Here is an 18,720-nt window from a genome sequence, read left to right on the forward strand (position 1 = left end):
AGCCAAGATCAAACTCTCCATAAAATGTGAGTCTGCCTAGCATCAAAATAAATGATTACTGGCTTTAAAAATCAATTTAAAGACATTGACGTTACATGTTGTTTCGTTCAGTTTTCAAAGATCAAATGTTTCATTGTTTAGTGCGCTTTTTAACAGCGACTTAATTATCTTAACATGTGGTTGTTTTTGAGTCAATAACTTTTTTGAAGTTTTTTTGATCTCTTTTTCAACCTCATTTCCGAATTTCTTTTATAGAATTGAAAAGCTTTTTCTAGTATAATTAGAAGTTCGCTTGCTTCGAAAATGTTGTTTTGTTTTGCCGCTCTCAATGCGACATAAATAAATATACCATGGTGTATTTACGAACGCAATGGTTTTCCTATATTTTTTTGGTTTTTTTATTAAAAAAGTACATAAACACAAGAAAAACCCGCTTTATGCGGGTTTTTCTTGTATTAGTATGATTTGCTATTACACAACAAATAATTGAATAGCAGCTAGTGAAGCTAAGCCAGGAAGTCCCAAGAATCCTGATATCATCGCTGTAAAAACATTAATCGGAATATGAACTCCTAATGAAGCACCAAATACATTAAAGAAGAATAAGAATAAAACTCCGATTACAACCTTAATTGCTCCATTCCCTAAATAACGCAAAGGCTTTAACGGAGCACCCGCTATTAACAACACACCGATCATGACTACAATACTTATCACAATAACTGTTGTATTCAAGAAAAAACCCCCTTTGCCTGTCCTACATTAAATGTATGACCTGCATAAGGAGGAAATGACACTTTCATTAGTGATTAGCTCTTATTTTTCGTTGTCTTGCTTCTTTTAATAAATAGAAATATTTCGCTTCTACTAAACGTAAATCCATAAGTCCCTTTTCACTCGCATCGATACTATGCTCCATTATTCGCTCAAGAGACTCCCATTCCTGCTTGAGACGTTGTATTTCATCGAGAAGCTGTCTATCATATTCTTCTTTCTTAAACTTTTTGCGTCTGAACATGGTGTCTCCTCTTTTACAGTTCTCTTCTACCTTCTAACGCTTTAGATAATGTTACTTCATCCGCATATTCAAGGTCTCCACCCACAGGTAATCCATGAGCAATTCTTGTAGTCCGTATACCAGCTGGTTTGACTAAGCGTGAAATGTACATAGCTGTAGCTTCTCCTTCAATATTAGGATTCGTCGCAATAATGAGTTCCTGTACTCCTTCATCCTGAAGACGGTTAATCAGACTAGATATATTTATATCTTCAGGTCCTATACCGTCCATTGGAGAGATGGCTCCATTCAGTACGTGGTATCTACCACTAAACTCTTTCATTTTCTCCATCGCTATAACATCTTTCGGATCCTGGACGACACAGATGACACTTGAATCCCGTTGTTCATCCTGACAAATAGCGCATGGATCTTGGTCTGTAATATGACCGCATGTAGAGCAATGGGTTAATTCCCTTTTTGCACTTACTAATGCTTTGGCAAAATCTAAAACATCATCTTCTTGCATTTCCAATACGAAAAAAGCCAGGCGCGCAGCCGTCTTGGGCCCAATCCCTGGCAATTTCGTAAAACTATCGATCAATTTGGAAATGGGTTCCGGATAATACATCTCAATTCCCCCTAGAACATTCCAGGCATATTCATTCCTTTAGTGAATTGTCCCATTGTATCGTTTGTTTTATCATCTACTTGTTTTAACACATCGTTCGTTGCTGCAAGGATTAAGTCTTGTAGCATATCTACATCGTCTGGGTCTACTACGTCTTCTTGAATCTCTACATCTGTAATTTCTTTCTTACCATTGGCTACAACCTTAACAACTCCACCGCCAGCAGTAGCTTCAAAACTCATCTCATGTAGTTCCTCTTGAGCTTTCATCATTTTCTTTTGCATCTTCTGCATTTGTTTCATCATATTATTCATATTACCTTTCATGGCAATACCTCCTTTAGTCTTCTTGAATATCTAATAACTCATCGCCAACTAACTTACGCGCTTCTGCAATAAGTGGATCCTCCTGTTGAGATTCCTCTTCCGGCTGATCTTGTTGGCGTTGTTTCTGTACATATTCTTCACGCAACTCTTGCCAATTCGTTTCAGGGATTGGAATAATGGTAATTTCTTTCCCCATAAACTCAGCCAATTGCTGTTGGATAATAGCTTGGTTCTCAAGAGCAAGTGAACAATGAATTTCATATTTAAAGGATAGGACAATCGCATTGTCAGATGCAGCTCTTGGTGTACTGTTCATCAACCTAGCATGGGCAGGAGGACTTGTCTGTCTTAGAGAGTCCATAAAACTAGCCCACTGATTTTTAATGGTTTGTAAGTCTTGTTTTGAAGCCTCGTTCATAACATGCCGTATGCGTTCAAACGGAATTTTGTACGAGTTCTTACGATTTGCACGTTGTTGTGGTCGTTTTTGTTCTTGAGCAGAAGTAGCTGCCGCTGCCGGCTGTTGTTGAATAGTGGCTAACCGTTTTTCTAAAGCTTCTACTTGTTGTTGCAGTTTCTGCACAGACTCTGGTTCAACTGAAGAAGATTGGGCTGCTAGTTTAGGTATCCCTTGAATCTCACATATGTTCAACATAGCTATTTCAATGAATACCTTTGGGCTATTCGTCCATTTCATCTCCTGCTGACACTGGTTCAGTACTGATATGGTCTGCTGAATCCAGTCTGCTGTAATCGAAGAACTCAACTGCTTAAATGCTTCATCAGGGATAGCTCGTTCCAGGATATCTTCAAGCCCAGGGGCACTTTGATAAAGAAGAAGATCCCGTAAATAGTAGATAAGATCAAAAATAAAGCGTCCCGGGTCTTTCCCTTCTTGAATAAGCGAGTCCACATGTTGCAACGTCTCTTTTACTTCATTTCTCTGTAATGTTTCGACGATCGTAGCTAACTTTTGCTGCGATACAGATCCAGTGACAGCTAGCACATCATCAATGGCTACCTGGTCTTCACTATAGGAGATGGCTTGGTCCAATAAGCTAAGAGCATCTCGCATTCCACCTTCAGCGGAAAGAGCTACAGCTTCTAAGGCTTCCCTCGTTACACCTATTTGCTCTCGGTCAACAATATACTCCATCCGTTCCACAAGTGCTCCTTGTGAAATTCGTTTAAAGTCAAAACGCTGACACCTTGAAATAATAGTGAGAGGGATTTTATGAGGTTCCGTTGTTGCTAATATAAATATGACATGTTTAGGAGGCTCTTCTAATGTTTTTAATAAAGCATTAAATGCCCCGATAGAAAGCATGTGAACTTCATCGACAATATACACTTTATAAGGGACAGAACTTGGTGCATACTTCACCTTATCTCGTATATCACGAATTTGTTCCACTCCATTATTAGATGCTGCATCAATTTCTATAACATCTGATATGGAACCATCTTGTATACCTAAACACGCTGAGCATTCGTTGCATGGCTCTTTCACAGGAGAACGCTCACAGTTTACAGCTTTAGCAAAGATTTTTGCAGCACTGGTCTTCCCTGTCCCACGGGGTCCTGAGAACAAATAAGCGTGGGAAAACTTATTCTGGACAGTCGCATTTTGCAGAGTACGTGTTATGTGTGTTTGTCCAACGACATCAGAAAAGTTTTTCGGACGCCATACCCGGTATAAAGCCTGATAACTCATTGTTCCCAATCTCCTTTATGGTTTCTTCCTCATTATACCTAAATCTAGAGGGGCATTTCAAAAGTTATTTCCCTCTCGTTACCACCTATTTAGAAGTAGTTTTTTTATAATAAAAAACTCACCTTAAGTCAGGTGAGTTGTGTTTATGTATTGGCGCCGTGCACCCACCGTCGATGAGGCGGCCCCAAGCGTTACTTGAGTTCATGGCTCGACCCGGGCTGTCCCGCAACACACGGGAATGACCGCTTACTGCTGCTTCCTTCCGGACCTGACAGGATTTACGGGTTCCCATTGTGCGGGACCCGGGTGTCAACACCAATCCCTCAAGGCAGACCTTGAAACCGCCCCACCTTGGGTGGGAATTCGGCCTCGCTATAGCGGATTGCGAGTACAGGACACCGCTACCTTCCCGCTTAGCACGGCAAACTTGTTATCAATTTGTTCATTGCGCCTCTAGTAAGTGCGCAATAAATAGTATATCTATTTTTTCTTTAAAATGCAAACGAAATTAAAGCTTCTGTTCTGTAAGTTATTGTAAATCCCGTTTAGCCCTCTTCTTTCTCTCCCTTAATTGGCGAAAAAAATCAGTGAGAAGGCTGCTACACTCAGATTGCTTCACTTCGGCAACCACTTCACACGTATGATTAAAGCGATCATCTTGCAACAGATTCATGAGAGAACCTACACAACCAGCTTTTTGATCGTATGCCCCAAAGATAACACGAGGTATTCTAGATTGCAATATGGCCCCAGCACACATCGGGCATGGTTCTAAGGTTACATATAGCGTGCATTCTTCTAACCTCCAACTCCCTACTACCCGATTTGCACGTTCAATGGCAATGAATTCGGCATGAGAAGAGGCTAATTGCTCTGTTTCACGAACATTGTGTCCTGTCGCGATGACCTCGCCGTCTTTTACGATGACAGCACCAATAGGCACCTCGCCTTTTTGTGCCGCTTTCTCCGCTTCTTGAATAGCCATTTCCATAAATGTTATGTCATTCATATTATCACTTCACTTTACTTGTTTAATTCTTATCACTCTAGAAAGAATAACAGTAAAAGGGAGGTTACATGATGAAGACCAAAAGAACTGCTATTCTCTTCATTGATTTGATTAACGATTTTCAATTCCAACATGGATCAACATTGCTAAATGAATGCCATTCTATGCTACCGAACATTTTACGATTAAAATCCTATGCAAACAAGCACAACCTTCCTATTATCTACATAAATGATCATTATAAACTTTGGCAAGCAGACCTAGACAGGATTGTAGATAAATGTAGAAATGAGCAAAACCATACATTTCTTAATCAGATTATACCCGCACAATCAGATTACTTCCTTATTAAACCGAAACACTCTGCTTTCCACCAAACAGCTCTTCAAGCTTTGCTTGTGGAGTTAAAAGTAGACCACCTTATCATAAGCGGTATTGCAGGCAACATTTGTGTGTTATTTACAGCAAACGACGCTTATATGCGTGAATACACATTACACGTTCCCTCTGATTGCATCGCATCTAATGATCCTGAGGATAACATTTATGCTTTAAAAATGATGAAAAACGTTTTAAAAGCTGATGTTTCTCCTATTCGTAAAACATGATCCAATCATACTTCAGCCCCTTTCTACATATGTCTTAATTAGTTAAGCATTTACAAAGAAGGGGGCAATGGTGTGCAAATTCATGTCGTGTCTTCAGGTGAAAGTCTCTATAGTATTGCAAATCAGTACAGTGTTTCAATGGAGGAAATCGTTAAAGCAAATGAATTGGATGCGCCTAATGATCTGGTCATCGGTCAAGCCTTAGTCATCCCAGACCGGGGTGAGTATTATTTTGTACAAAAAGGGGATTCTCTATATTCTATTGCCAAGCAGTACGGTCTAACAGCCCAGGAGCTGGCTAATATCAATAACATACCGGTTGATCAACCTCTTCCTCTAAATTTACGTCTATATATTCCACCACAACCCAAAGTAAAAGCAGCTTTTAATGGGTATGCAGAAACCTATGGTGATCAAGTATCCAAAGAGTTAGAGGACTATGTGAGAGAGCATGCTAAATCACTATCCTACCTGGCACCGTTTAGTTATGAAATTAACCGCGATGGGTCATTGGTAGAACCTCCTCTAAATGATTATTTTTCAATAGCAAAACAAAACAATGTTGAAATGATGCTAGTCGTAAATAACATTGAAGAAGGTGGTTTCAGTAAAGAATTAGGACGCCTTATTGTGACAGACGCCACACTACAAGATAAACTTCTTGATAATATAATCAAGACGGCAAAGGAAAAAGGGTTCGGCGATGTTCATTTTGATTTTGAATTTCTTCCTCCTGATACGAGGGAAGACTACAACTCCTTTTTGCGAAAAGCCAAAAAACGCCTTTCAGCTGAAGGACTTCAAATGTCTACAGCGCTCGCTCCTAAAAAAAGTGCTGAGCAAACAGGAGCTTGGTATAGCGCACATGATTACAAAGCGCACGGTGAGATTGCCGATTTCGTCGTCCTCATGACATATGAATGGGGGTATAGCGGTGGACCGCCTATGCCTGTTTCACCTATTGAACCCGTCAGAAACGTAGTAGAGTACGCTTTAAGCGTCATGCCAGCTGAAAAGATCTTTCTTGGCCAGAACCTATATGGTTATGACTGGACTCTCCCATATAAAAAAGGTAATGAACCAGCCGAGGCACTTTCTCCTCAAAAAGCAATTCGTAGGGCACGAGAAAATAATGTGGAAATTCAATTTGACGAAGAAGCCAAGGCCCCTTTCTATACGTATAAAGATGCGGATGGGAAAAAACATGAAGTTTGGTTTGAGGATGCGAGATCCATACAAGCTAAATTCGACCTCGTAAAAGAACTTGGTTTGAAAGGCGTAAGCTATTGGAAGTTGGGGCTTCCATTCCCCCAAAACTGGGAACTGCTTGAGAATCAATTCGACGTTGTTAAACGTTCCTAAAAAAACAGAAAGGAAGAAGGGGGAAAACAGTTTGTGAAGTCTTCCGAAGTTCTCGTTGAAGTAAAGCCTAATATATTTCTCTCAAAGCATGATCCCGGCTATTTAAGGAAGTACTTGCATTATCGTCCTTATGACGCGGATAAGTGGGTTGAATATGCAAATGAAGCAATGAGTAGCGGAGATCACAAAGCGTATAAGGCCAGGTTAAAGAAGGCAGCTCAGCTTGGGCACCTGGGGGCAATGAGGGCAATCCGCCCCTCATCTGTCCCTATTATAACTTCCAATAAAGAGAGAGCTGTCCCATCCTTCATTTGGTATATCGTGTTGTTATGTCTCCTATTCTTAATCGGCTTTCTACTTACCTACTTCATCCTCCATCACACTTTGTACCAAGAAGTCGCAATAGAACAACACTACTATGAACAAAACGTATTCCATCGACCCACTCTTCCCATTGAGACTCCTGCCTCACCTACCCAAGGGGAACTCGCCTTAGCTACAGTCCAAACAGCCTTATCTAGCTATCAGAAGGATCATGGAACATACCCCTCTTTCATTAAAGATTTAATTCAAGATTATCCTAATAACTATCTATCAGTTGCCCCTGCTACCTTTTCCTATAGTAAAGCGGGGGATAACATCACGCTTGGCCTGTCTTCCGCTTCAGTAAAGAAAGCAATCCCAACTCTAATCCTGGTCTTTTATCCAGAAGGAAATCAATTATCTGTTGAAACCTCTGACGGAAACACTATGGCGGTTTATCCTGTCGGAAGCGGCCCTCCCTTACCTTTTCAAGAAGGTTATGTACAAGGAAGGATCGTGAAACCTAACGGAGGGGATGGGGTTTATGGAACAAGGGGATTAGTGTTGCAACATAACATAGCCATACATGGAACAAATGAGCCCACTAGCATTGGCCTAAAAGAAAGCAACGGTTGCATTCGTATGTTTAATGAAGATATTGAACGAATATATAAATACATCCCACTTGGAACACCATTTATTGTTCGTCACGAATCCCCGGACCCTCCTGTATTTCAAAATGGCCTTCCACCTTACCCAGCTCATACGCTCCTCAAGTCGGCAGATGAAGAGTCGAGCCAATCGTTTATGTGGAGACATTAAATTTTTAAAAGTGTGTTTCACCTAAACCCGTACTAAAAAACACTCCTTTGTCACAACCTATATGTGCAGAAAGGAGTGTCATGAATGATCGTTATTTTAAAGTCCATTCTTATGATAACCGCAGGCGTTTGCTTATTAAGATTTGCCGGCAGAAAATCAATTTCTCAAATGTCTTTAGCTCAAACGGTTATAATGATTTCAATTGGATCCATTATTATTCAACCCATAATCGAAACAAGTATATGGCGCACCATTGTAGCTGCTTCCGTATTTGTCTTAATGCTTATTCTATTTGAGTTCTTACAACTCAAATTTAATGGGTTCGAGAAATGGATTACCGGCAAATCACGCATTGTCATTCAGAACAGTCAACTACAGACGGCCGAACTTCGAAAGTTACGATTGTCGGTGGACCAATTAGAGATGCTTGTACGACAACAAGGCATTACTAGTCTTTCTTCGCTGAAGACGGCCACAATTGAGCCAAACGGGCAACTCGGGTACGAATTAAAGGAAGAAGAAAAGCCCCTGACAATTGGAGAGTTCAAGCGACTCATCCACCCTTCTATGCTAAAGGAAGTTCCGAATACTTCTAATCAATCCAGTACAAATATATTTGAAGAAATGACCAACCAAAAGGAATTGCATTCTGATCCAAAACTCAAATAGCCCCTTATCCTTCTATAAATGTCACAGTTCTCTCTTGCCAATCAGCTGAATGATAAGCTTTCAAAAGTTGATCACCAGAAACGGAAGGACTGATACACTTAAAAGGAATAGAGAGTGTGAAAGCATCTTCAAACGGAAATGGACGGATGCGGATTTGTGTAGAATCAACCCATTCGGCCTCCACCCCTTCTGGAGCAAAGGAGAATTTCTGCGGGAACCCGCTACGAAACCAGGATAATTCGTTTTCCTTTTTCACACCTGGTGAATTCATACAACAATAAAGAGAAAGATTATCGCAAAATTGAAGGAGATCGAGATGATCATATAGGCGAACGGGTTCTACAGGCAGAGAAGAAAGAATGGCCTCTCGCCTCCTACTTTCATTATGTAAAAACTGTTTTACCGATTTTGAAGTTGTATCGTCATTATGATAGAAAGAAGCGTAATGTAAACTACATAAAAGGGCAGCATAGGACGAAGTTTTCTCAATTTCATTAACCCCTTCTTGATAAGCTGCTACTTTCTCTTCCTCAGGATAATCAATAAAGGAATAGGGCAGGTGTTGTTCCGTATTCCACCGTGGTTTCTGATCCAACGGCACCCACGCCCGATCGTGATTCATAATAGCGTATTCAACCTCATCCTCATATCCACCTTTGGTTTTGTACTCCTTGTTCCATTTTCTTGCCATCACACCTGACACTAACGCATGATGATGTTGATTAAACATCATTATGGAATCATCATTTTTTACAACAATCATGGTTCCTCCCCCTTTTTCTATAACAAGATAAAATCCTGCAACCTTTACAGTTGCAGGATTTTTTATGAAGTCTATCTTTAAAGTGGCTACATTAGCCCAAAAGCTTCAGTGCTTCTCGGTTAAATGCCGGTATATCATCTGGCTGGCGGCTTGTTACTAGTTGATTGCCACAAACCACGACTTCTTCGTCTTTGTACGTAACGCCTGCATATTCCATATCAACCGCTATAGACGTAAAACCTGTTGCCGTTCGCCCTTCTAATGATTTAGCTGTAATTAACAGCTGAGGACCATGACAGATGGCAAAGACCGGCTTCTTCTCATCCATAAAGTGCTTGGCAAAATGAACAAAACGTTCATCTGCACGTAGCTGGTCAGGGGAGAAACCTCCAGGAATAAATAACGCATCAAAATCTTCTGGTTTCACATCATCAATGCTCTGATCAATCGTTACAGATTCATTCCCTTGCTTCCCTGTCACTGTATTGCCTTTTTGCTTTTCAATCGTTACAACTTCATGGCCAGCTTCTTTAAAAGCTTTAGCTGGATCTGTGTATTCAACATCTTCAAAAAGTTCTGTAATGACACATGCAATTTTACTCATGATGATATCCTCTCCTTCAATTTTGATTACATTTCCTTTAATTCCCTTTGTCCTCTTGTTTAAACACTACAGGCGGCTTCAATCCTTTTCTTTCATTTGAAACTGCTGAAATATAGCTCCTTCTCCCTCAGGGTATACCGTTCTACCTGCAATGGTATTGACCATTTTGATATTTCGATTTACTGAGAGACCTAAATTGTTCGCGCCCGTACCATGAGAGTGACTAATATTTGTAGTGGTAAAGATCTTATTTGGACGTTCTTCTTGAAATTTAATTTCACAATTTCGACCGACTTTAAACAGTTTCTCATCTTCATAAATAACATCTTTGGCGAATCGTTTAGTAAACCATGCAGGGATATTCGGTTTATAACCAGTAGCTAAGACCACTTTATCGGTAGAATAAGAAAATGTTTCATCCGCTTGCCATTGGTGACACTCAAGGGTGTACCCTTCTTCAGCTTGTTGTATACCACTTACCTCCGTTAGGGGTTGAATGGTAACTTTGTTCTCTTTAGAACCGATAGAACGATGATATAACCAGTTATATATATTACTTAGAGTAGAAGGATCCACCCCATTTTGTAAGGAATCAAGGTCAGAGAGTGTGTCCTTTCGTTGTTCGTATGTTAATGAATGAAAGTAAGTGACATAGTCCGGCGAGAAGAATTCCTGAGGCAACTTCGCCGTATCTAGCTGAAAGAGGCCGGGTGAACGTGTGAGCCAGGTTATCTCAAAACCATAATGGCCTTGTTCTACTAGCAGATCCTCAACAATCTCTGCAGCGCTTTGCCCAGATCCGATAACCGTAATCTTTTCTCCTTTTACAAGCTCTTCTTTCTTATATAAATAGCGACTTGTATGAACAACGTCATCTTCTGGGAGATCCTCCATCCCCTTTAGAACAAGCGGCTTACTACCTGTCCCCATCACAATATGTTTTGTATTATAATAGACTTCTTCTCCATCACGATTTCTCACGGTTACTGTGAAGAAACGTTCATCCTCTTCCCTTTTTTCCTCAACGTCTACGACCTTTTCTCCAAAGCGTAGATGGTTTAACTGATCCGCCACCCATTGTAAGTACTCATTGTACTCTTCTCTTGGAGCCTGAAGCTCTTGAAAGAAAAAGAAGGGGTACAACCGATTTTGTTTATGTAAATAATTAACAAACGAGTAGTTGCTTGTAGGATCTGCAAATGTAACTAAATCAGCAAGAAAAGGAACTTGTAGATTTGTTCCTTTAATTAACATTCCAGGATGCCATTGCAATTGCTCTGTCTGTTCAAAGAAAAGACCATTTACATCTTCTAGCGGCTCTATAAGAGCTGCCAACCCGAGATTAAATGGGCCTATTCCTACGCCGATTACATCATATATTTGATTAGACATACTTTATCCACCTTTTATACAGAGTCCTCTTCATTTTCCCTCAATTTCAGGAAAATAAAACAAAAGAGTAACCTTAGACTAGCCAGGTTACTCTTTCGCTATATGTATGGTTCAAGTAGATCCAGGGAAAAAGACGGGAAGATCTGGGTTATATGCAGAACATATAACCTCTCCTCTGTGACCCTATCACCTATTTTTCAAGGTGTAGTATTTTAGTCGCTTCATCATTTTCTTGTAAGAGATCCTTTAAAGTATACTGATTTAAAACAAAGAAGAAGGACTGCAAAGCTTCTTCTAGAGCATACTTTAACTGATCAGATGGTTTTAAAACTTCCTCTTGTGACTCTTTTTGACCATAATCTATAAGAACAAAGTCATTTTCCATTTTTCGAATGACCTCTCCAAGATTAATATTTTCAGGAGGTTCTAAAAGTTTAATTCCACCTGATCGTCCCCTAATCGTTTGTATAAGTTCAAGTTTCCCAAGATGAAAAACCACCTTACTTAAGTGGTTCTGGGAGATTCCAAATGCTTGAGAAATCTCTTTTATTGAAGATAAATGATCTTGCTCTTTAGAACCTACGTATACGAGGACGCGCAAAGAGTAATCTGTGTACTTTTTTAGACGCATACATTTTGCTCCTTTATAGCCGTCAGTTTTTATTATATTATTATAACAAAGAATTTCCTTCCTAACGAACTATAATAATGATTACCCTAAAACGTCCATTACTGCAAAACCCTGGTATATCAGCTATTTAAAGTAAATTTTATTACTAACTTAAATTTATTGAAAATTATTTAACAACCTTAACCCCGAAAGGAATAAGTGTAATTTTATTATACTCTGCTAAATATACCATTTTATAAACATTTTACTTATGCCCACTTCTTATATTTATTTCACATAAATAAAAGGCTGTTCCTGTTTGGAACAGCCCAATACTTTTACTCTTCTAGCGTAGATACATCTCCGGTTGGAAGCCCTAACTCCCAAGACTTCAGCAATCGACGCATGATCTTACCACTACGGGTTTTTGGAATGGTATCTTTTACTTCTAGCTCACGAGGTGCAGCATGAGCACTTAACCCTTTCTTTACAAATTGACGAATCTCTTCTAAAAGCTCGTCTGATTCTGAATATCCTTCGTTTAACGTAATAAATGCTTTAATGATTTCTCCTCGCTCAGGATCCGGTTTACCAATAACGCCGGCTTCTGAAACGGCAGGGTGTTCAATTAATTTGCTTTCTACTTCAAAAGGTCCTACCCGTTCACCAGACGTATTAATAACATCATCCAGACGTCCTTGGAACCAAAAATAACCTTCCTCATCTTTATACGCACTATCCCCTGAAATGTACCATCCATTTAAGAAGTAGCTTTCATACTTCTCTGGTCGCTTCCATATAGCGCGCATCATAGAAGGCCAAGGGGCTTTAACAGCTAAATTACCCATTTGATTAGGCGGTAGTTCGTTCCCTTCATTATCAATAATAGAAGCAACGATCCCTGGGAATGGTTTCCCCATAGAGCCTGGTTTCATATCAAGAGCAGGGAAATTACAAATTAATTGACCTCCTGTTTCTGTCATCCACCATGTATCGTGAATGCGAAGCTCTAATGCATTCATTCCCCAGGCAATAACTTCAGGGTTAAGTGGTTCCCCTACACTGAGTACATGGCGAAGATTCTTCAGGTTGTATTGTTTAACAATATCCTCACCAGCACTCATTAACTTACGGAACGCTGTCGGTGCAGAATACCACACAGTGATCTCTTGATCTTGCAGTGTTTCATACCACTGTTCAGGACTAAATCGCCCTCCACGTACCAAGTTAGTAACGCCATTTAGCCAAGGGGCGAAAATCCCGTAACTTGTGCCTGTTACCCAGCCAGGGTCTGCTGTACACCAGTAGATATCATCTTCTTTTAAATCCAATACCCATTTACCTGTTTGATAGTGTTGTAACATGGCATTGTGAACATGGTACACCCCTTTTGGTTTACCAGTAGACCCGGAAGTATAATGAAGAAGCATACCATCTTCTAAATCCACCCACTCCACATCAAAACTTTTAGAGGCTTCTTTCATTTCCGCGTAATAATCAATATACGCATCCCCTGTGTGATCAGAGTCTCCTACCAAGACGATTTTCTTTAAGTGAGGTAAATCTTCAAAAGGTACTCGCTCTAATAGCTCCGGTGTCGTTACCAACATGGAAGCTTCACTATCTTCTAAACGATCACGAACCGCTTGCTCCATAAACGCTTCAAACAGTGGACCAGCAATGGCTCCGACCTTTAAGATCCCGAGGAAAGCGGAGTAAAACTCCGGACTTCTAGGCATGAAAAGAAAGATACGATCTTCTTTCTCTACCCCGTATTTTTTCAATACATTAGCAAATTGATTACTCGATTGTTTTAAATCTGTAAAAGTCAGTTTTTCTTCCCGATCGGGTGCAGAGTAAATAAGGGCAACTTGATCTGCCTTATCTGGATTTTCAGCATGGCGGTCAATGGCTTCGTACGCGATATTTACTTTCCCTGACGTATGCCAGCTAAAATTGGATTTAGCTTCATCCCAATTAAAATTTTGATACGTTTCCTCATAGTTCTTCATGTTGTAGTTTCCACTTTTGGTTTCAATACGTTGCATGTTCATCCAATCACCTCGTCCCCATTTTGTAAACGATTACAGTCTTCTTTAAAAAAGAAGGTTCGTTTGAAGCTGAAACTATTTAAAAATTCCGTTAATTAATTCTATTGTATGGGATTCACGAATAAATTTAAAGTCATAACCCTCACAATAACTGGAATATACTAGTCAGAGAATGAAAAAAGCCCTGCAAGATAAAATCTCACAGGACTTTTTCCACGTTTCTATTATTTCTTACTGGAGTTATAATCCATATAAACCACTTGCGTTACAAGGAAGTCTTCGACACCGTGCTTACCGTCGGCGCCACCTATACCAGACTTACGAAGTCCTTGGTGATACCCTTGGACCGCTTCCATGTTCTCACGGTTTACATATGTTTCCCCGAACTTAAGTTCATTTACGATACGCATGGCTTCACTAAGGTCTTCTGTATATACAGAAGAGGATAGTCCATAAACTGTATCGTTTCCTTTTTCAATGGCTTCATCAATAGTGGAGAACGTCACAACCGGAATAACAGGCCCAAAGATCTCTTCCTGTACAACCGTCATATCATGAGTAGCATCAGCTAGGATGGTCGGTTCATAGAAGAAACCTTTCTCCTGGTCACCACGCTTACCTCCTGTTACGATACGAGCTCCTTCACTCACAGCACTCTCTACCATTTTTTCAACCTCTTGAATACGGTCTTCACTAATTAAAGGACCTACATCCGCTTCTTTGTCCTGAAGAGGATTTCCGAGTTTTTGATTTTCGAAGGATTTTTGGAGACGATTAATAAACTCCTCCGCTACACTTTCATGTACATAGACTCTTTCAGCATTTGTACAAGCTTGTCCATTATTAATCAGGCGAGATTGCATCACATTTTCTACCGCCACGTCTAAGTTTGCGTTCGCCGTTACAATAGCTGGCGCTTTACCGCCCAGTTCCAGATTAACTTTTGTAATATTCTGCGCAGCCGCTTCCATAACCTTGGTACCAGCACCCACGCTACCTGTCATTGAGATCATATGAACTTTCTCGTGGGTAGCCATGGCATTACCAAGCGTACCTCCAGTACCTGTGATAAAGTTATAAATTCCTTTCGGCAAGTCCATACCATCAATGATCTTAGTAAACTCCGCTGCTGTATTTGGTGTTTGTTGACTCGGTTTTAGTACAATAGAACAACCTGTCACAAGGGATGTAGCAACTTTACGGGCTAAAATAAACATAGGGAAGTTCCACGGAACGATACCTGCTACTACGCCAATAGGTTTCTTATAAACCATGATGTTTTCATTTGGTCGATCACTTGGAACAATTTCTCCCTCTATTCTTCTTGCCCATTCTGACATGTATCGGAAATAATCTATAGCAAGGTCGATTTCCCCACTTGCTAATTCATATGCTTTCCCTTGCTCTTCTTGTAGTAATTGAATAAATGTATCGCGTTTCTCTGCTATTTTATCTCCCATCTCACGTACTGCTTCACCGCGTTTAATAGCGGGGGTAAGTTCCCATTCCTTCTGAGCATGAAAAGCTGCCTCAACAGCTTTGTTCACATCTTCCTCAGTCCCTTTTGGGGTTCTTGAAATAACTTCTTCTGTCGATGGATTTATAATATCAATAAACTCACTGCCTGTAGACTCAACATATTCGCCGTTAATGTATAATTTATGGGGTTGCATGAGAATCCTCCTTAAATGAGTGTTCTCTACAAATTTACCTCGTTATCTAGAAATCAAAACTTTTTAGTAGGTTACTAGCGCGCGTTGACACCTTTGACTCCCCCTTATATACTAAAGTTATTAACAGTATAGGACATTCCGAATTGGGAGAGGTTCTAGCTAAACCCTCTATAAAAAACTAAAGGACGAGAGGTGAATCTTCCATGAGAAGAGCATCCTCTTTTTTTGTTCTTTGAGAAAGTGGTGACCAACTATGGCAGGAAGAAAAGACGAAGAATTAGAAGGAGTAACATTACTCGGTAATCAAGGAACGAGTTACTCATTTGATTACGACCCAGACGTATTAGAGTCATTTGATAACAAACATCCACAGCGAGATTATTTCGTTAAATTTAATTGCCCAGAATTCACAACACTGTGCCCTAAAACAGGCCAGCCAGATTTCGCAACCATTTATATTAGTTACATTCCAGGAGAAAAGATGGTGGAAAGTAAATCCTTAAAGCTTTACCTTTTCAGCTTCCGCAATCACGGCGATTTCCATGAAGACAGTATGAATATCATTATGAACGATTTAATCAACCTTATGGACCCTCGTTATATTGAAGTATGGGGTAAATTCACACCAAGAGGCGGCATCTCAATCGACCCTTACTGCAACTACGGAAAACCAAACACCAAGTACGAAAAAATGGCCGAACACCGCCTAATGAATCATGATATGTATCCGGAGAAGATTGATAATAGATAGAAAAGCGCAGGCGACTGTTTAGCCCCGTACGCATAAGCAAGCTAACGGAAGTGGCTGAAGGCCACTGGAGTTAGATTGCTTATGACGCTAGGGGCTAGGAGCCGGAGCTAGACACCATAGAAAAGCGCAGGCGGGTTGGTCAGGACCGTACGGATAAGAAAAGCCACGGAAGTGAGCTTGTCTCACTGCAGTGGCTTTTCTTATCTCGCTAGGTCCTACCCGCCGGAGCTAGACATTAGAAAAGCGCAGGCGGGTTGAAGGAAATGAGGAAGTTCGACTAAGAACGTCACATCCTGTGACAACATCGAACGACCCCACGTCCTGTGGGGCCGGAGAAGCAAACTGCCGGAAGTGGCGATTAGCCACTGCAGGTAGTTTGCTTATCTCGCTAGCCTTTACCTGCCGGAGCTAGACATTAGAAAAGCCCAAGCGGTTTGGACAAAAGGAAAACATTAAGAAATAAAAAAGCCAAGTACAAAAGGATGTACTTGGCTTTACATTATTCTTTTTTAGGTTCCTGTAATGATTTAGGTTCCTCTTCATCTTCTAGCAATTCTTTTGTAGACTGTTTAAATTCAGCTAATGTCTTCCCAAACGCTGCACCGATCTCCGGTAACTTTTTGGGGCCGAATAAAATGAGCGACAATACTAAGATGAGCACTAAACCAGGGATTCCGATTTGAGGAAGCATAGGGCTTCACTCCTTTTGTTTAGAAATTAAACGAGAGAACCACCATTTTTACGATATTTCTTAATCCCCTCAGCGGCACGATAGGCAAGTGCGCCTACTGTATCTGTTGGGTTTACTCCTCCATTATGAGCAAATGCTGAAGCTCCTACGACGAATAAATTCTCCGCATTCCAATGCTGCAAGTAGTTGTTTACAACAGAGCTATTTGGATCAGCCCCCATTATGGCACCACCCGTGTTGTGGGTGGTCTGATATGGCACAATGCTATAGTCTGTTAACTCTGGGTTTGGAACCGTCTTTGAGGCTCCCATTTTCTCAGATATTTCTGCAGCCTTTTTAGTAATGTACTTTTGCAGATTCTTATCTTGTTGGGTAAAATTATACGTCATACGTAATAAAGGTAGACCATAGGCATCTTTATAGGTTGGATCAAGATCTAAGAAGTTTTCCTTATAAGGTAAGGAAGCACCTTGAGAACCGATTGTGAGTGTGCGTGTATAATATTTAATCGAATTATTTTTAAACTCTTTCCCCCACCTCGGTGTATCAGGAGGTGTTGGATTATTTGCTATAGGTCTCTTACCTGTTTGCGTAATGGAAACGACTCCGCCATGAATGAAATCAAGATCAGAATGGTCAAAGTTATCCCCATAAAAATCGTTAATCGAAGTACCAAGGGCACCGGCACCCATAAAAGTGTTAAATTGCTCCTCTTCATAAAAACCGGTTGCACCAGGAAGAATCTGATAGCAATAGCTACGTCCCACAACACCTTTACCTGTCTTAGGATCATACTTCTTACCAATATTAGACATTAGCAAGAACTTAACATTATTCATCACGTAAGATGTTAGGGCCACAACCTCAGCAGGCTGGATAAATTCCTCTCCGCTTTGAACATCTACGTATTTCACTCCTGTTACTTTATTTCCATCGTAGATGATTTCTGTCACGTTAGAGTGATAGCGAATTTCATAATTCCCTGATTCTTTAGCGGCTGGAATAACAGAGATCACCGGATCAGACTTTGCTCCGTACTCACATCCAAAACGTTCACAGAAGGCACAGTATTGACACGCATTAATTTGCATACCATATTGGTTCTTGTACGGTTCAGATAAGTTAGCAGAAGGGATTCGATATGGCTTGTACCCCAAATCCTTTGTCGCTTTTGTAAACTTATCTAATGAACGAGTACTTTTCATTGGAGGGGTTGGATAAGGATTGCTTCGCTTTCCAGCCATAGGATTTTCCTCGCCTGAGATGCCACATGCTTTTTCAAATTGATCATAGTAGGGCTCTAACTCGTCATATGTAATGCCCCAGTCCTGAACAAAATAGCCATCTTTAATTTTCCCTTTTCCATACTTCTTCTCAGTCATAGATTTGATTTCAAAGTCATAAGGGAAAAAGCGATAGGTTTGTCCGTTCCAGTGCACACCAGCACCACCTAAATTCTCTCCTAATAAGAAGGAACCTAGTTGACGCATAGGTAGAGCGCGCTGCTTACGATTATTACGGAATGTAAGGGTCTCTTTAGATGTATCCTGCATTAGCTCATAGCGAAGCGCATAACGCAGTTCATCGTGACCATGCAAGTAATCTTCTGTTGACCTTTCTTTCCCTCTTTCAAGTCCTACTACCTTCATACCATCTTTCGCTAACTCTGCTGCTAAAATACCACCTGTCCAACCTACTCCTACCGTTACTACATCAACCTTTGGCAACGTCTTTGCCATATGAT

Annotated in this window: 19 protein-coding genes, 1 other RNA gene and 1 riboswitch; of the genes, 5 read left to right on the top strand and 15 right to left on the bottom strand. The window is 40.5% G+C overall.

Going from position 1 to position 18,720, the window contains the following annotated elements:
- Positions 1-471: 471 nt before the first annotated feature.
- From LQ226_RS17660 to tadA, 7 genes are all read right to left on the bottom strand, one after another.
- On the bottom strand, positions 472-735 hold the full coding sequence (locus LQ226_RS17660; RefSeq protein WP_231419381.1) for a pro-sigmaK processing inhibitor BofA family protein: 264 nt from the start codon (positions 733-735) through the stop codon (positions 472-474).
- Between the two features lie 67 nt (positions 736-802).
- Complete coding sequence (locus tag LQ226_RS17665; protein ID WP_231419382.1) at positions 803-1,018, bottom strand: YaaL family protein; 216 nt, start codon at positions 1,016-1,018, stop codon at positions 803-805.
- A gap of 13 nt (positions 1,019-1,031) precedes the next feature.
- Positions 1,032-1,628, bottom strand: a complete 597-nt coding sequence (gene recR / locus LQ226_RS17670) for a recombination mediator RecR (RefSeq protein ID WP_036780666.1) — start codon at positions 1,626-1,628, stop codon at positions 1,032-1,034.
- Between the two features lie 11 nt (positions 1,629-1,639).
- Positions 1,640-1,954 carry a YbaB/EbfC family nucleoid-associated protein gene (locus tag LQ226_RS17675; protein ID WP_036780665.1) on the bottom strand — a complete coding sequence of 105 codons (315 nt, stop codon included), beginning with the start codon at positions 1,952-1,954 and terminating at the stop codon, positions 1,640-1,642.
- A 13-nt stretch (positions 1,955-1,967) separates the two neighbouring features.
- Entirely contained in the window at positions 1,968-3,668 is a 1,701-nt protein-coding gene (gene dnaX / locus LQ226_RS17680; protein WP_231419383.1) for a DNA polymerase III subunit gamma/tau, read from the bottom strand.
- A gap of 156 nt (positions 3,669-3,824) precedes the next feature.
- An RNA gene (ffs, locus tag LQ226_RS17685) (signal recognition particle sRNA large type) lies at positions 3,825-4,090 on the bottom strand.
- Positions 4,091-4,197: 107 nt separating this feature from the next.
- Positions 4,198-4,677 carry a tRNA adenosine(34) deaminase TadA gene (gene tadA, locus LQ226_RS17690; protein ID WP_231419384.1) on the bottom strand — a complete coding sequence of 160 codons (480 nt, stop codon included), beginning with the start codon at positions 4,675-4,677 and terminating at the stop codon, positions 4,198-4,200.
- 71 nt (positions 4,678-4,748) lie between these two features.
- Between tadA and LQ226_RS17695 the strand changes: the two genes are divergently transcribed.
- The 4 genes from LQ226_RS17695 (at position 4,749) to LQ226_RS17710 (ending at position 8,441) form a co-directional block, all read left to right on the top strand.
- On the top strand, positions 4,749-5,285 hold the full coding sequence (locus tag LQ226_RS17695; RefSeq protein ID WP_370635534.1) for a cysteine hydrolase family protein: 537 nt from the start codon (positions 4,749-4,751) through the stop codon (positions 5,283-5,285).
- A gap of 72 nt (positions 5,286-5,357) precedes the next feature.
- Positions 5,358-6,647 carry a glycoside hydrolase family 18 protein gene (locus tag LQ226_RS17700; RefSeq protein ID WP_231419386.1) on the top strand — a complete coding sequence of 430 codons (1,290 nt, stop codon included), beginning with the start codon at positions 5,358-5,360 and terminating at the stop codon, positions 6,645-6,647.
- A gap of 33 nt (positions 6,648-6,680) precedes the next feature.
- A complete protein-coding gene (locus tag LQ226_RS21215) occupies positions 6,681-7,772 on the top strand; it encodes a L,D-transpeptidase (protein ID WP_231419387.1) in 1,092 nt (363 codons plus the stop codon).
- Between the two features lie 84 nt (positions 7,773-7,856).
- On the top strand, positions 7,857-8,441 hold the full coding sequence (locus LQ226_RS17710; RefSeq protein WP_231419388.1) for a DUF421 domain-containing protein: 585 nt from the start codon (positions 7,857-7,859) through the stop codon (positions 8,439-8,441).
- Between the two features lie 4 nt (positions 8,442-8,445).
- Here LQ226_RS17710 and LQ226_RS17715 read toward each other — a convergent pair whose 3' ends face one another.
- The 6 genes from LQ226_RS17715 to aldA form a co-directional block, all read right to left on the bottom strand.
- Positions 8,446-9,204 carry a DUF3891 family protein gene (locus tag LQ226_RS17715; RefSeq protein ID WP_231419389.1) on the bottom strand — a complete coding sequence of 253 codons (759 nt, stop codon included), beginning with the start codon at positions 9,202-9,204 and terminating at the stop codon, positions 8,446-8,448.
- Between the two features lie 91 nt (positions 9,205-9,295).
- The gene (locus LQ226_RS17720) at positions 9,296-9,808 is read right to left on the bottom strand and encodes a type 1 glutamine amidotransferase domain-containing protein (RefSeq protein WP_255688828.1); all 513 of its coding nucleotides are present in this window, start codon (positions 9,806-9,808) and stop codon (positions 9,296-9,298) included.
- Between the two features lie 78 nt (positions 9,809-9,886).
- Complete coding sequence (locus LQ226_RS17725; protein WP_231419390.1) at positions 9,887-11,200, bottom strand: lysine N(6)-hydroxylase/L-ornithine N(5)-oxygenase family protein; 1,314 nt, start codon at positions 11,198-11,200, stop codon at positions 9,887-9,889.
- A 190-nt stretch (positions 11,201-11,390) separates the two neighbouring features.
- On the bottom strand, positions 11,391-11,831 hold the full coding sequence (locus LQ226_RS17730) for an Rrf2 family transcriptional regulator (RefSeq protein ID WP_231419391.1): 441 nt from the start codon (positions 11,829-11,831) through the stop codon (positions 11,391-11,393).
- Positions 11,832-12,148: 317 nt separating this feature from the next.
- Positions 12,149-13,864 (bottom strand): acetate--CoA ligase, encoded by a 1,716-nt coding sequence (acsA, locus tag LQ226_RS17735; protein WP_231419392.1) that lies wholly within the window; start codon positions 13,862-13,864, stop codon positions 12,149-12,151.
- Between the two features lie 221 nt (positions 13,865-14,085).
- Entirely contained in the window at positions 14,086-15,534 is a 1,449-nt protein-coding gene (gene aldA / locus LQ226_RS17740; RefSeq protein WP_231419393.1) for an aldehyde dehydrogenase, read from the bottom strand.
- A 143-nt stretch (positions 15,535-15,677) separates the two neighbouring features.
- Positions 15,678-15,722: riboswitch (PreQ1 riboswitch) on the top strand.
- A gap of 65 nt (positions 15,723-15,787) precedes the next feature.
- On the opposite strand from aldA, the gene queF reads away from it, so the two are divergent.
- Entirely contained in the window at positions 15,788-16,285 is a 498-nt protein-coding gene (gene queF, locus LQ226_RS17745) for a preQ(1) synthase (RefSeq protein WP_231419394.1), read from the top strand.
- A gap of 499 nt (positions 16,286-16,784) precedes the next feature.
- Here queF and tatA read toward each other — a convergent pair whose 3' ends face one another.
- Both tatA and LQ226_RS17755 read right to left on the bottom strand, forming a co-directional pair.
- On the bottom strand, positions 16,785-16,976 hold the full coding sequence (gene tatA / locus LQ226_RS17750) for a twin-arginine translocase TatA/TatE family subunit (RefSeq protein WP_231419395.1): 192 nt from the start codon (positions 16,974-16,976) through the stop codon (positions 16,785-16,787).
- A gap of 26 nt (positions 16,977-17,002) precedes the next feature.
- Positions 17,003-18,715 (bottom strand): GMC family oxidoreductase, encoded by a 1,713-nt coding sequence (locus LQ226_RS17755; protein WP_231419396.1) that lies wholly within the window; start codon positions 18,713-18,715, stop codon positions 17,003-17,005.
- Between the last annotated feature and the right edge of the window lie 5 nt (positions 18,716-18,720).

This window comes from Pontibacillus sp. HN14, assembly GCF_021129245.1.
Lineage (GTDB): Bacteria > Bacillota > Bacilli > Bacillales > BH030062 > Pontibacillus.